Genomic DNA, 15359 nt, shown 5'->3' on the forward strand with positions numbered 1-15359 from the left:
CCGTCACCTGGTGTCGTTTGGTGGCGCTTGCGTGACACTGAGGGGGCAAGCCAAAAGATGATGCAGCCGACTTAAGACTCGTACTACTGGCGAAGTCTGTTTGAAGATCAATTTGGCCATTTGGCGCGTGAAGAAGGTGTGCTAGAAATGTGCTAAGTCACCGCGAGCCTCGGTGACAAATATTGAACTTACGTAGAAAGTCTAAAGGAAGACAGCCCCTTTTAAGGGGCTGTTTCTTTTTCTGTTAGAAGACTCATCAAAAATCGGACTCTTAATTCGATTGCAGACATTTCATGACAAATCATAAGTGACATTCCGGAAACATCCTAGGGACATTAGGAAGATATGGTGAGTGACATTCGAGGATACCAACGAGTGGCCACTTGCCTTGGGACAAGTTGGGAACAATGAACTCCAGTTAAACCGAGATTTTGGTCTGAGCAGTGCTTGTCGGACTGCATGACCTGTCAGACAACTCTTCTCGATGTAGCGAAGCGCACTCGCGTACCTGAAATCCGTTATATCCCCAAAATACAGGCTGTCACAACTGGGTCAGGTTTATCTGATTTGCCTCGCAATGTTCGCAAATTGAAATGTGGATAAAATTTGGCATGTTCTAAGGGTATCATTTTATAAACAATAGCATTTCTATTTTATTTGTTTTTTTCATCGCTTTTTATTGCACATCGATGCGAATGAAGCTAATATGTGTGGATCCTGGGTTTCTGACGGCAACTAAGAAAATTCTTGTTTAAGGCTTGCCGTTAGATCTGAGAGCATATTTTACGTTCAGAAAACAAGAATTATTCAAATACTACTTAGTTGAGCCAGCACTTATGAAACTAATGAAGATCCTGACAATTGGGCTGCTGATAACCATCGCAGTCGGATCGACCGCCTTTGCGGCCAAGCCTAAGCCGACGAATTCATTGTCAACGCCTCCGACATTCTGTGACGACCCCGGTAACTGGAAGATTGAATACAATCGCGTTGTCAACACACTTGACGGTCGGATACAGTGCGTATCAGACTTAGACGAAGGGCCATTTCAAGGTACTCCAGAAGACGCCGCATGGACATTTCTCCGACTTCATCAAGATTGGCTTTTGCTGGATCCGGATGCAACACTAAAGGTTGAAAGAACCGTCGAATCTCCGGACGGCTACCATGTGACATTTGTACGCGTGATAAACGGCGTTCCGGTTTATCCCGGTGATGCTGTCGTAACCATGACCAAAAACAATATCGTTCGGTTCTATTTTTCGAGTCTGTTCACTTTCAAAGATAATCCCTCAACAACTGCATCCGTGAGCGCAGATCAAGCAGTCCGAATTGCAATGGACTATTTGAACCCGAAGGTGGAGCCGAGAGATAGTGTTCAAGTAGAATTTGTTATCTGGGCTGGTGACAACCGGGATTTTGTTCCGGCTTGGCGGGTTAGGCAATTCGTTGAAGACCCGATGGGCGACTGGGAGCTTCTCGTTGACGCGAATACGACGGCTATCCGCCGCGTAGCAGATCGCGCCTGTTATACCGATGGACACGGTTATACCTACGTCCCGGATCCGCTGACTTCAGCAAGTGCAAACTATGGAGACGCAGGATTTGTTGACGGCAGCGACGCCAATACGACCCAGCTGCAAGGTCAACGCTCTTATCAGACGTTAAGAGATCTTACTTTCTCCGGCGGGGTTTACCGCCTGCAAGGACCTTATTGCACGTTGATCGATTTTGAAAGTCCAACCAGCACGCCCGTAACGAATGTAAATCCTGATAACTTCATATATACACGTGATGCACAGGGATTCGAGGACGTGAACGTGTACTACCACATTGACGCAAGTCAACGTTGGATACAGAGCTTGGGATTCAATAATATTCAGAATTTGTCGATAGGATGCGATCCCCATGGTTTGAACGGCGACGATAATTCGCACTACATCCCCTCAACCAACCGACTTGCGTGGGGCGAGGGCGGCGTTGATGACGCCGAAGACGCTGATGTCATTTGGCACGAATACGGACATGCGATTCAGTCTGGCTCCGTTCCCGGTTGGGGCGGCGGCGACGAGGGGTCAATGGGCGAAGGGTTCGGCGATTACTGGGCCGCGTCATATTCGCATGCGCTCTACAACTTCCACGACACGTGGGTGTTCAATTGGGACGGCCATAACACATTCTGGAATGGCCGAATCTTAAATGCAAATTACCACTATCCTGAGAACAACAATGGTGGAGTTCACAACGCAGGTCAGATTTGGAGTCAGGCCTGTTATGACGCGATGCTTCTTACCAGTCGCATCACAATGGATAGGATCGTACTCGGACATCATTTCCTACTCGGCACCAGCGCGACGATGCCGACGGCCGCGCAAGCGCTTATGACCTACGACGGAATGTCCAACGGTGGCTGGAACCGCTGGGCAATCTCGGATGCCTGCGTTCCCCGCGGTCTGCTGACTCGCCCCTCAAATGACACATGCCCGGGAACAACTATTACAAGTCTTCCCTACACGACCACGGGCTCAACCGCGAACGCCGATCACAACTATTCGAACTGTTTGAACAACTTGTCGCCTGATGTTATCTACACGATTTCATCGTCGGCCTTGCCCTGTGACGCAAGCGTAACTGTTTCCTTGTGCGGATCGGGTTATGACACAGGATTGAGTGTCTACACAGGAGGTTCTTGTCCGGGAACTACGCAAGTTGCGTGCAATGATGACGGGACATGCGCGACAAGCGTACACAGTCAGGTGACTTTCAATGCTAATCGCAATACAACCTATTATGTCATTGTCCACGGCTACGGCAATTACTCCGGATCTTACTCGCTGAGTGTGTCAAAGATCAATCTTGTGCCGTCAAATGACACGTGCCCGGGAACAGCGATTACGTCTTTGCCCTATTCAGATACGGGCAGCACGACCTGCGCCACGAATAATTTCGATGTAGCTTGCGTTTCTGGTGACCCAGCAGACGTGTTTTACAATATGACGCTGAGCAGTTGCCAGACCGTGACCGTTTCACTGTGCGGATCGAGCTACGACACGGGTCTGGAAATTCGCGCCGGCGGAACTTGCCCCGGAAGCACCCAGGTTGTTTGCAACGACGACAATTACTGCGGTTCGAGTATTGTATTTCAAAGTACCGCGTCTTTTGTCGCTCAAGCCGGAGTAACGTATTACATTATCATTGACGGTTACTCGACGTTCACAGGAAACTATGTCCTGAATGTTACGGGTGTGCCGTTCGCCCCCGAAAACGACACTTGCCCGGGAACAACTATAGCATCTTTGCCCTACTCGGATACTGGAAGCACAACCTGCGCCACAAATGATTTCAACGTAGATTGCGTTTCGGGTGACCCTGCAGACGTATTCTACAATATGACATTGAGCACTTGTCAGACAGTTACGATATCGTTGTGCGGATCGAGCTACGACACGGGACTGGAGATTCGCGCTGGCGGGCCATGTCCTGGATCGACACAGGTGATATGCAATGATGATTACAGTTGTAACTCAAGTCCTACGCTTCAGAGCACCGCGACATTTATAGCTCAAGCTGGCGTGACTTATTACATTATCGTAGACGGCTATTCCACCTTCACAGGCGCATACGTCCTCAATGCGACCGGGATCCCCTATGTTTCACCGAACGATGTTTGCCCGGGAACGGTTGTTACGTCGCTTCCCTATTTTGATACGGGAAACACGCGTTGTGCTAGTGACGACTATCATTTCAGTTGTCAAAGCGAGGGGAATCCCGAATCGCCTGACGTGATGTACAGTCTGACTCGTCCAAGTTGCGAAACAGTAACGGTTTCACTTTGCGGATCCGGCTATGACACCGGATTAGAAGTTCGTACAGGCGGGGCATGTCCCGGCACAACGTTTATTGATTGCAACGACGATTTCTGCGATTTGCAGAGTCAATTACAATTCGTGGCACTTGCCGGTGTGACATATTACATACTGGTCGATGGGTATTGGGGTTCTGCCGGATCCTATGCACTTTCAATTACCGGCGAGCAATTCATACCTGAAAATAACACTTGTCCGGGAACCGCAATTACATCTTTTCCGTTTGTGGACTTCGGAGACACACGATGTGCAACGGATAACTTTACCGGAAGTTGCATGTTCAGTTCAGCATCACCGGACGTGATATACAATTTATCCGTTGACAATTGTCAGACGATCACGGCGTCGCTGTGCGGATCAGGCTTTGACACCGGTCTGCTGGTCCGCACCGGCGGAGGATGCCCGGGAACAACAGAAGTAGCCTGCAATGATGATAACAGTTGCGGCGGCGGCATTGTAACGCAAAGTACTCTGTCATTTGTTGCTCAGCCCGCGACAACATACTTCATCATTGTTGACGGATATGGTGTGAGTGCGGGTCCGTTTGTGCTGCGCGTGACAAGTTCACCGTGTCCGATACAAGAGAGCCCGGATTCACTGGTTATTCAAGCAAGCGGAGTAAATGTCCAACTTAGTTGGCCCGTGGTCCCAGGCGCAGCGTCTTATCAGGTGTATCGTAAGGCTACGGCCGATGTCTCGCCAATTCCGGCAGACTTCTTAGCAAACGTTGCCACAAACTCGTTCGTCGACGCCGGAGTAATCAATAGTCAGTCGGCGAGTTTCTATTTGATTACCGCTTTGCCGGCGGCAGGCTTGGTTGCAGGAATGGAACCGCAAGATGTTAATAGCGGCATCGAGCCGGACATCGTGAGTGAAATGGGGTCAGTCAAAGATCCGGAAAACTCGACACCGAAGGACTTGCAAGGCTCATTGTCATATGTGGACTTTGTTCCATACTTGAATCCCAACACAAGCTCGCGAATCAACTATGCCGGCGAGGTTTCCAAACGAGGACCTTCAATCGATACCGAGAATATAATCTTTGTGAACATGACTCTGCCTTTACCGGAAGGGCGTTATTTTGAGAAGAAGATTGTGCCTGCCGACGAAACATTGCGTACTGTGAATTTCTATATTCCGGCCTATACTGAATTCAATTCACCGAATGTTTCGTTGCCGAAAGCCGAACCGAAGCAATAAAGTCGTCAAGGGATAAGATTCTCGCGATCAAACTTGGACATTAGACTCGTGGAGGGTTTGCCAAATAGGCAAACCCTCTTTTGTCGCGGATCTTGGTCTACCCCCATTTTCTGTACCAGTTGTAGGATTAGACATGCTTACTTTCGTCGCAGCGTAGCGGAGACAGAAGTAATTGTTTTTCTGCTTCCGGGGCGGGTGGCTTGTAGCCCAACGATATATGCGGCCTGACCGTATTGTAATGCACCCGCCACTGCTCGATCACCTCGATCAAATTGAAACAAGCAGACGGCCACGCAAGAAACCGGTGCCATCTTTGCCAAATTGCTGACCAATTCTCCGATTTCGTTGGTTCCTTGACCGAGATCGAAACTCGTCAACGTGAATCTCTCCATGCTGCACTTCCCCTCTCGAATTGGACAACTGTTATCAACAAATGTCTTGTGGACGCTCTTTCCTCCAAATCAGATGCTTTCGGGAATACAGTTAGATTTCCCTTGTACTAACTTGAACGCAGATGAACCTTTAATCTTCTGATGCTATCGGATTTGTTTCTGTGGAAGCTATTGACATTTAGCACGGCACAATCTACATTCTCGCTATGCACGGAAAATTGGCCGGGCGACAACAAATGGACCTCATGGAGAAGGAGTCAGACATGAAAATGCCAAAGACCGTATTTGTGGGACTTGGGATAGCGACCTTTGCCGCCGCGCTCGCGGTTGCATCGGTCTCGGGACGACTGCCTTCGCCGACGACACAAGGGGGAACGATCCAAGATGGGGCAACCACCCATCTTGCAGCGGCGCCGACGAAGAGCGAAACGGGCGATGGCCTCGGGCTTGACCCAATGGTCAGCCGAATTATCGAGGAACGGCAGGCTGATGCCGCAAGACTAAAGGCTTTTCGCGCTGCGAAAGACCGGGGAACCGTACCGGAAGAGATTCTGCTGGAGCGGATTGGACAGACAAGCAACACACGCCGTGGAAACGGAAATCTCGACCAGGGCGGCGACGACTGTGCAAGCGCTACGGCAATACCGTTCACACCGTATACCGACTTCGGGACTACCACTGGATATGCTGACAACTATCCTGAATGCGAAGGATCGGGCACCGGACCCGATGTTGTGTATTTCTACACTCCGCCGCAAACAGCCGATTTTCACGTAAGCCTGTGTGGCTCAGCCTTCGATACAAAGATTGCAGTCTATGCGAATAACTGCGCCGGAGCACCCATAGCCTGCAACGACGACGGCGCTTGCTGGCCCGGATCGGATATTCCAAGAATTACGCTGACCGGCGGGATCGACTACTACTTTGTAATTGACGGCTGGAACGGCGATTTTGGCGACTACACATTCTTTCTCGAAGAACTTCAGCCGACACCTCCGGGCGACGACTGCAGTGATCCCGTATTGATAACGAGCCTGCCATTCAGTGACAATGGAGTCTCTTCTTGCTCCTACTCAAATGATTTCACGGGAACGACATGCCTAAGTTCTCAAGACGAAGGTCCCGACGTGATTTATTCGTTTACGCTGACGACGACCACGTCGGTCGAGATCATTCTCACAGCTTACTATGCCGAACCGCCCAATGAAAGTTGGGTTATGCCGGGAATTTTGCTCAGTGATCACTGCCCGCCGGATTGGAGCTGCATTGCGAGTGCCAGCTCGTGGACGGTTACCGAGTATATTCCAATTGTGATTCCCTGTACCTCGCTGTCCCCCGGAACTTATTGGATCATGGTTGACAACGGAACTTGGTTCCATCCATGTTTTACATACGATTTGTTGGTCCAACCATGCGGACCTTGCGATATCGTGAGCCAAGGAGGTGACGTGCCGGAAGTAGCCGAGACGTTCCCGTTGCCGGGCACATTCTCCATCAACGATCCGAATGGCGGCTGCAACAACGACGATCCATTCTTACCGCAGTATCAATCCGTGAACGCGGGCGAGACCGTCTTTGGCCGGACCTTCGCCTATACGGACTCGATTACCGGAAGCACTAAGGTCGATTTCGACTGGTATCGTTTCGTTGTTACGACTCCCGTCGCACTCACATGCACCTATCAAGGCGAGTGCGAACTGCTCGCGGCATTCCTGGATCCGCCTTGTCCCGGATTACCTAGAGTATACGGAATCCAAACCACGCCTTGCGGTTCCAGATCGTTCACAACGAACTGCCTCGGAGTCGGTGAGTACTATGTACGCATCTCAAAGGGCGGCGCGATTTCAGGCCCGGATGCCACGCCTTTTGATTATCGCGTTACATTTGACGCGACGCCTTGCACACTGCCTTCAGGCCGCTGCTGCTACGCGAGCACCTGTGCTATGCTGACCGAACCGGAATGTGACGATCTATTCGGGTACTGGGATGTGGGATTAACCTGCGAAACGGAGTGCCCGGTCTATCCTCCTAATGACTTCTGCGAAAACGCCGGTGTGCCTGCAATGCTGCCCGCAACGTTTACGGGGAACAACGTAAACGCGACAAATGACTGTCCGCAAGAAGGAGATCCACAAGTATGGCACGTATTCACGACGACCGAGCTGTCCGACATTCAGATTGACTATTGCGGAACTCTTGACTTCCATAGCTTCAACCCGAATATCTACCAAGGGTGCCCGTGCGACGATCGCTATGTGCTTGAAGCTGTCGATTGGGGCTTCTGCTCGCCGATTACGGCAATGACCGGACTCTGGCGGGATATTCCGCCGGGAACGTACTACATTTCGGTCGTGATGTACAATCCGAACAGCATCGGTGACTACACGATTCATGTCAATGCGGTGACAAACCTGCCTCCGGCGAATGACGAGTGCGCAACCGCCGAGGGGATTACTTTGGTGCCGAATGGTTCCGTGACCGTGGACGGCACAACCATGAATGCCACGGCAAGCTGTACGGATGTTTGCGCTGAAGGAGGCTTCAATTACAGTTCCAGCGGCGGCGATGTTTTCTACTCGCTCAACCTGCCGTATTGCCACAAGATTGCCATGGCGCTTGGCACAAGCGACATGCACTTATCTGTTTATCAAGGTACTGAAATGTGCTGCACCTCGCCGGCATTTCTCTGCAACGACGATGACGAGAATTTTGCGCCTTTGCCGGAATGGGATGTTCCATGGCAGCATCCCGGTGGTTCTCAATCTTACATCGCTGCGGAACTTGACGCTGGCTTGTACATTATTCGCGTCGCTAAGTACGGCGGGCAAGTTGGTTACTACAACTTGACGATTTACGACAACGGTCCGTGCAGTTGCATTCCGCCGAATCCTCCCGAAGATCTGACGCTGACTGCCAACGATGACAATATCGAAATCCGGTGGACAACGGACCCGGAATCGGCCACGAGAGGCGTGTACCAATTGTGGTCAAGTACCGTTTTCGGCACGTTTGACATCCAAACATGGACGCTTGTTGAAAACAACATCATTCCCGTCGCCGAAAGCGACCATCTTTACTATGTTGCTCCAACGTCCGGTCTAACGAGTCAAAAGCTCTTCTACATTGTAGTCGGCCAATGTGTTGAGCCTCCAGCGCGCTGACATGCTCGCTTCGGAACGAGTGCAATCTTAAGAATGTCCTCGTGACGAAATGACACAGAGAGTGACGGCGGTTAGAGTTACAATACTCTGGCCGCCGCGCTCTCTTTGTTCGTTTCCGATCAGGTCATAATCGCACAACGAATTGTCGTCGCTGCCGCCGCACACATAAAAAAACTTCGGATTGCAGGGAAAGTAGTGTCAATTTACAACACTCCCAATTTCGCGACGAGCGTTATTCTCGTTGTTCTAATCGTGTGCGGTGCCGTATTTGCCCAGCCGGATACTCTCTGGACTGCACAAATCCAAGAGACAGGCAATCCTGTGTTCTACGATGCAGTGGCTTTGTCAACGGGCGAATTCGTCCTGTCAGGTGAAACCAATCCTGGGTTTAACAATTCGAACATGCTTTTCTCCAGAATTTCAGAAGAAGGAGATGTTCTTTGGACGAGAAGTTACGGTCCTGCCGGTATCGACGCCGCCAATGCAATCGGAGAGCTTCATGACGGAACATTGGTTTCCGTGGGGTGCCGCAATACGAACAACCTGATTCTGATAGGACTCGCTTCCAACGGAGACAGTCTATGGAGTCGCTCATTCACCAGCGGCGGTGCAACCTGCTTAAATGATCTCGTCGTGCGGAGTGACGGCACAATCGCAGCGGTCGGCACGGGGATCGGAAATGACGGCATTCACTCTGACGTCTTGCTCGCGATCTATGATCCCACTGTTGACTCACTTATTGTCCGGACTTATGGTAGTGATGCCTCTGAATCAGGCTTGACGATCTCGCTAAAACCGGATGGAGACATGATTGTTGCTGGGACCACAACCGGATTTGGCAGTGTAGATGGAAATATCTGGCTGCTTGAGCTGGACTCAAGTGGTGGAGAAGTCTCTTATTCTGTGATTCAACACACAGGAGCGGACGCTGCGTACTCCAATGTTCAAGTCGAATCCGGTACTATCCTATGCGGAAAAACAACAGTAGCCGGTCAAAATCTCGGTTTTGCAATAAGTACTACCGAGCAATTCGACACTCTTTGGACGCGCGAATTTGCCGAATCGTCCGCGGAAGTTCAATTGCGTGGCGTCACAGTTTCCCGTTCTGGCAATCTTATCGCAGCGGGATGGTCAGGAGCAAGCTGGAACACACGTCAATGCTGGCTTGTTGCAATCGAAAGTGATGGAACTGTTGACTGGAATTGGTTACATGGAACGCCAGGGAGTGGCTTTTATGGAATAACCGACGTGCCGGCCGGCGGATATCTTGCCTTTGGTCAACTGGTCATTGGAAATTCGCGACGCGCATACGCGGCAAGAATTTTTCTCTCAAAGCTAACGGGACTTGTAATTGACAATTCGGACGGGACTCCCGTCGAAGGCGCAAAGGTTTCGACTTCGGAGCAAAACATTTTTACAACCACGGATTCTGAGGGCAGGTTCATACTCGCAGCTTCAAACGGAATTCACGATGTGTTTATCGAGAGACACTGTTTCTCAAAAGATACGCTTGAAAGCATAAATATCGCGCCAGACGAGATACGCGATATCAATGTCTCATTGCTCTCTCCGGGCTTGGCGACATCCCTCAGTTCAATCAACGTTTTCGTACCTAATCAAGAGACAATCGCCGTACCGTTGACAATATCAAATCCCGCAGATGGCTATCTTGAAATCGAAATCACCACTGTTTCGATTTCACCGGAAGGCGACTGGCTGTCTGTTACACCCGAATCCGCCGTCATTGCTGCTGGTGATTCTCTTACGGTTATGGTGCAAATCTCGTCTGAAAACCAGGCGTCGGGGAATTTAGACCTCACAGGGAGATTGATTCTTTATTCGAACTCATGTCCGCGCGATACACTGGAAATCCCGGTTTTTGTTTTGTTGCTTGAAGCTGGAATATCGCCGTTCATTCCGGATCAATTTACATTGTCTTCGTATCCGAACCCCTTTAACTCAAGCACGACACTCCACTTCAATATCCCACAAGCCGCAAACATTGACCTTTCCGTTTACTCGATTACCGGTCAACTGGTGCAGCAACTGGCGAACGGAATGCGAACCGTCGGAAGTCACGAAATCCGGTTTGACGCGAGTGATTTATCATCAGGTTTGTATTTCGTGAAACTGGCAAACGAGAACCGCGCAGTGACCACCAAAGTCATTCTGCTAAAGTAAGTCCTTGCACCCCAGCCCTTCAATAATGGAGAGTCGCGAATAGCCCAGTATAGAACAGTGTTTACCTCAAGCCAGAATCAAACGTCACCAGACGGAACTTTGAGAAGCTAATGTAGGGTCCAGACATTTGAGAGCACGAGGGCGTGGTCTTGAAATAGAACTAAATGTTTCTGTTAGCCTAACCTTCAGAGAATCTCCGGGATCATTGGTCTGCCCCCATTTTCTGTACAAGTTGTAGGATTAGTCATGCTTACTTCCGACGCAGCTTAGCGGAGACGGAAGTAATTGTTTTCTGTTTCCGGCGCGGGCGGTTACTCAGTCTTTCCCGATCTCGGATTGAACTTCACGCTTGGTCCAAGCAACCTTATCGGCACGACGACCTATACGGCCTTCACCGACGCAAATGTCCTCGCAGGTCCGGAAGTTCAACAATACTACATCGTCATTGTGAACGCTCCGCAGTCGTTAACCTAACAGTTTGAAAATGAAAGCTCGGCAATCCAATTTGCCGGGCTTGTTTTATGCTGCGGACCCATCATCAGAGTTCACGAAAGAATATGAATAGTGACATCTATCACGTTACTCCACTAATAGAGTGTTTGCTCTTTGTTGTAATACATAGTGAGAGTAAATTAGAACTATCAAACGAGGTCTGTCTCTATATATATTTATCCAAAGTTTTCGGGTGACGCATGAGGACACTTTTCATTGTTTTCTTTTCGGTGGCAAACATCGTGTTTGCTGTGCCAAGTCGGGTTAATTTTCAAGGCTTCCTGACAGATTCTGCAGGCACCCCGCTGGATACGACGGTCGACATTGAGTTTCGGCTGTACGAATCACTCTCAGATCCGGTGTTTGACTGGAATGAGCTTCACACGGTCGTCGTAGCAGGCGGTCTCTACCAGGCAACCCTCGGAGCATCTATTCCTATTCCGGTTGAAATGTTTGCAAACGATGAATGTTGCTTAGGAATTGTCGTCGAAAACGACGATGAAATGGTGCCGCGCGTGTTATTCAATTCTGTCACAAGTGCGTTTCGCGTTGGCACCGTGGATTCGGCTACGGGCGGCGTTATCATCGGTGACGTGAGAATTATGGGACAATGCAACATCGGCAACGGCAACAGCAATATCGGCGACCAGTCCTTTGTTGCGGGTCAGAACAATACCACAAACGGAGACAATTCCTCTATCACTGGAGGAACAGGCAACTCTACAGGCGCTGATGGCGCATTCATAGGCTCCGGACAGGAGAACGAGGCAACTGGATATTTTGGCGTAGTCGGCGGAGGTCAATTTAACGTTGTGTCCGGCAGTCGCGGGTTTGTGGGGGGCGGAGACAACAACAATGTCATTGGCAGCTATGCGGTAGTTTGCGGAGGTTCAGAAAATCAAGCGGTGGGAACAACGTCCGCCGTGGGAGGCGGCACGAACAACTTCGCCAATGCAGGCGAATCCTGCATTTCAGGCGGATCAGGAAACACTGCAAACGGCACGGGATCTACAATTTCCGGTGGATACAACAATTCTACTCAACAGACATCATCGACCGTAGGCGGAGGAAGATACAACATGGCTCGTGGTCAATATTCAGTCGTGTGCGGCGGCGGCGGTCTCATTCCTGTTGACTCGAACAGTGCAGTCGGCGACTACTCCACGGTCTGCGGCGGCACAAGAAACGCAACCACAGGTTACTATTCGTTTGTAGGAGGCGGACAGAACAACTTCGCAAGAGGAGACTGGGCTGTTATCGCGGGAGGTGGCGGTCCCGCACTTTCCGACTCCAACAGTTCTTCAAACTATTCGGTCATAAGCGGAGGATCTCGCAACTACAGTTTCGCAAATTGGACTACGATTGGTGGAGGCTATCAGAACAGCGCGTTGGGAAGCCACTGTACGATTGGCGGGGGCTATCGCAATTATGCAGCGAGTTCGTACTCTACGGTTCCCGGCGGGCAGTCAAATACCGCCTCCGGTCAGGTCTGCTTTGCCGCTGGAGAGTATGCCATTGCCGCTCAAAATGGCAGCTTCGTTTGGAGTTCGGGAGGTGATACAACGCGGTCTTTTGCCACGAATAGTTTCACAGCTCGAACGCCCGGCGGTGTCAGGTTTTACACAACAACGTCTGCCACGAATGTCGGTGTTTCCCTCGCTGCAGGGAGCGGTACTTGGTCATCGCTTTCCGATTCCACCGCAAAGCATCGGTATGGACAGGTGGACACTCAAGACATACTTGCCAAAGTCGTAGCTCTTCCGATTGAACGTTGGAGCTACAAATCTCAAGACGAGAGTATTCAGCATATCGGCCCGATGGCACAGGACTTTTATGCCGCGTTCGGTGTCGGTGAAAACGAAGAAACGATTTCATCGCTTGATCCGGACGGTGTGCTCTTCGCTGCAGTTCAGGAACTTGCCAAGAAATGTGAACAACTTGAAAGTAGAAATATGCAATTGCAAAAACAGATTCAGTCTCTGCTCGCCGAAAACGAGCAGACTGAGCTAAGAAAGTAAGGCATACATGAAGAGGCTGATCATTCTGCTCATTCTCACGACTGTGGATATTTGTTTCGCCATCCCGATTATCACCAACTATCAGGGCTTCCTTTCATCTCCAAGTGGAATACCTCTCGATACGACCGTCAGCATGGGGTTTGCAATCTACGCACAAGAAAGTGGCGGCAACGTTCTTTGGTCAGAGTCTCACGCATCCGTCACTGTTACGGATGGACTATTCAATGTTTTGCTTGGTTCAGTGACCACACTGTCTGACGTGTTTGCGGGAGACCGTTGGCTGGGAATCACGATTGGAAGCGACGCGCAGATGTCGCCGCGCGAGCGAATTGTTTCGGTTGCACATTCCTACCGCGTGGGAACTATCGACGGGGCAACCGGTGGAAACGTGACGGGAAATCTCGCTCTTTCCGGCAAGGCAACATTCGGCGCAGGACACACGAACGGTGGAATAGGTTCGTTTATTATTGGACAAAATAACCAAACCTCATTAGACTACTCATTTATCTCTGGGCTCGGAAACTCTTCGTACGGAATCGCAAGTTCTGTGGCCGGCGGCAGCAACAACGATCTAGCCGGAGACTACGCGCTGATTGGAAGCGGTTTCGGGAACTATACGGACGGCAACTACTCATTGGTTGCAGGCGGTCAATCGAACGGCATCGAAGGAAATCATAGCGTTCTCGGAGGAGGTCAGAGCAATTATGTCACGGGTGGCCACGCCGCTTTGTTGGGAGGTTCAGGAAACAACGTGGCAACGGACTACGCCACGCTGTGCGGTGGACAAACAAACCTTGCTTCCGGCGACTACTCGTTTCTTGGGGGAGGCCGCTACAACAAGGCTCGCGGAGATTACTCAGTAATTTCGGGCGGCGGCGGCAGCAGTAGTATTGACAGTAACTTTGCCGGCGGCCAATATTCCGCTGTGGGCGGCGGAAGAAGGAACGCGTCTTCCGACAGCTTCACGGTAGTTGCAGGTGGATACTACAACCGTGCTCTGGGTGTCGGAGCAGTGGTATGCGGCGGATACAATAACGTCGCTGACACTTTATACTCAACCATTGGCGGCGGGCGCAGCAATAACGCTACTGGATACGGTTCGACTATTGGCGGTGGCGCTGCCAATACGGCTGATACGTCCTTTGCAACTGCCGGTGGTGGATGGAACAACGATGCATCAGGTTACTGCACCTTTGTTGGAGGCGGCCTATCAAATATTGCCGATTCGTCTTACGCAACAGTCGGGGGTGGAAGACAGAATGAGGCTGGCGCAAGAAGTTCCGTGATAGGCGGCGGCACCTCCAATGTGGTTTTAGGCACTTCAGCTTCAATTTGCGGAGGTTCCTCCAATACCGCAACCGACATATATGCATCTGTTGGCGGCGGCTATTCCAATGACGCAACCGGCAGCTCGTCTGCGATTGCAGGCGGTTCAAACAATGTTGCCAGCGGATATGCGGCCGCTATACCGGGCGGCGGGTCCAACAGAGCGGCAGGAAGCTACTCCTTTGCCGCGGGGCACGGTGCCAAAGCGATACACGGCGGCAGCTTTGTTTGGGCGGATGATCATGACGACTCTGTTTATGTGGCTGTTGACAATCGTTGGGTTGCCCGTTCATCAGGCGGAGTTTACTTCTACACAAACGCTACGATGACCACTGGCTCCTATCTCGCATCTGGTTCAGGTACGTGGAATTCAGTTTCAGATTCGACCAAGAAAAGAAACATCCGTCAAGTTGACACCAAGAGCATTCTGGAAAAGGTGAGCACATTGCCTATCAAACAATGGAGCTACAAATCACAGGACGAAGGTATCGAACATATCGGCCCCATGGCGCAAGACTTCTGGAATCAATTCCACGTAGGTGACGACAGTCTGAGCATTTCGTCTGTGGATCCCAACGGAATCGCACTTGCTGCGATACAGGAACTTGTCAAGCAGAACGAAGCGAAGGATAAACAGATTTCTGCTCTGGATGCCCGTGTAAAACAGCTTGAAGAAACCATTCTTCAGTTTGGAAACTTGAAAAATTCGAATAAGCAATGAGG

At 50.7% G+C, this 15359-nt stretch carries 6 protein-coding genes and 1 pseudogene; 6 read left to right on the top strand and 1 reads right to left on the bottom strand.

Annotation, left to right across the window (positions count from 1 at the left end; all coding sequences use genetic code 11):
• Positions 1–845: 845 nt before the first annotated feature.
• Positions 846–5066 carry a hypothetical protein gene (locus H6507_12310; GenBank protein MCB9369886.1) on the top strand — a complete coding sequence of 1407 codons (4221 nt, stop codon included), beginning with the start codon at positions 846–848 and terminating at the stop codon, positions 5064–5066.
• 127 nt (positions 5067–5193) lie between these two features.
• On the opposite strand, the pseudogene H6507_12315 reads toward H6507_12310, so the two are convergent.
• Positions 5194–5343: pseudogene (locus tag H6507_12315) on the bottom strand (transposase).
• A gap of 378 nt (positions 5344–5721) precedes the next feature.
• Between H6507_12315 and H6507_12320 the strand changes: the two are divergent.
• The 5 genes from H6507_12320 (at position 5722) to H6507_12340 (ending at position 15357) form a co-directional block, all read left to right on the top strand.
• A complete protein-coding gene (locus H6507_12320; GenBank protein MCB9369887.1) occupies positions 5722–8619 on the top strand; it encodes a hypothetical protein in 2898 nt (965 codons plus the stop codon).
• 195 nt (positions 8620–8814) lie between these two features.
• Positions 8815–10800, top strand: a complete 1986-nt coding sequence (locus H6507_12325; protein ID MCB9369888.1) for a T9SS type A sorting domain-containing protein — start codon at positions 8815–8817, stop codon at positions 10798–10800.
• A gap of 285 nt (positions 10801–11085) precedes the next feature.
• Entirely contained in the window at positions 11086–11274 is a 189-nt protein-coding gene (locus tag H6507_12330; GenBank protein ID MCB9369889.1) for a hypothetical protein, read from the top strand.
• A 218-nt stretch (positions 11275–11492) separates the two neighbouring features.
• On the top strand, positions 11493–13310 hold the full coding sequence (locus H6507_12335) for a hypothetical protein (protein MCB9369890.1): 1818 nt from the start codon (positions 11493–11495) through the stop codon (positions 13308–13310).
• Positions 13311–13317: 7 nt separating this feature from the next.
• The gene (locus tag H6507_12340; GenBank protein ID MCB9369891.1) at positions 13318–15357 is read left to right on the top strand and encodes a tail fiber domain-containing protein; all 2040 of its coding nucleotides are present in this window, start codon (positions 13318–13320) and stop codon (positions 15355–15357) included.
• The last annotated feature ends 2 nt before the right edge of the window (positions 15358–15359 follow it).

The organism is Calditrichota bacterium, assembly GCA_020637445.1.
Classification (GTDB): Bacteria; Electryoneota; RPQS01; order RPQS01; family RPQS01; genus JABWCQ01.

Coding starts and splice junctions, on each gene's coding strand:
- H6507_12310 (MCB9369886.1), top strand. CDS start 846: ATGAAGATCCTGACAATTGGGCTGCTGATAACCATCGCAGTCGGATCG.
- H6507_12320 (MCB9369887.1), top strand. CDS start 5,722: ATGAAAATGCCAAAGACCGTATTTGTGGGACTTGGGATAGCGACCTTT.
- H6507_12340 (MCB9369891.1), top strand. CDS start 13,318: ATGAAGAGGCTGATCATTCTGCTCATTCTCACGACTGTGGATATTTGT.
- H6507_12335 (MCB9369890.1), top strand. CDS start 11,493: ATGAGGACACTTTTCATTGTTTTCTTTTCGGTGGCAAACATCGTGTTT.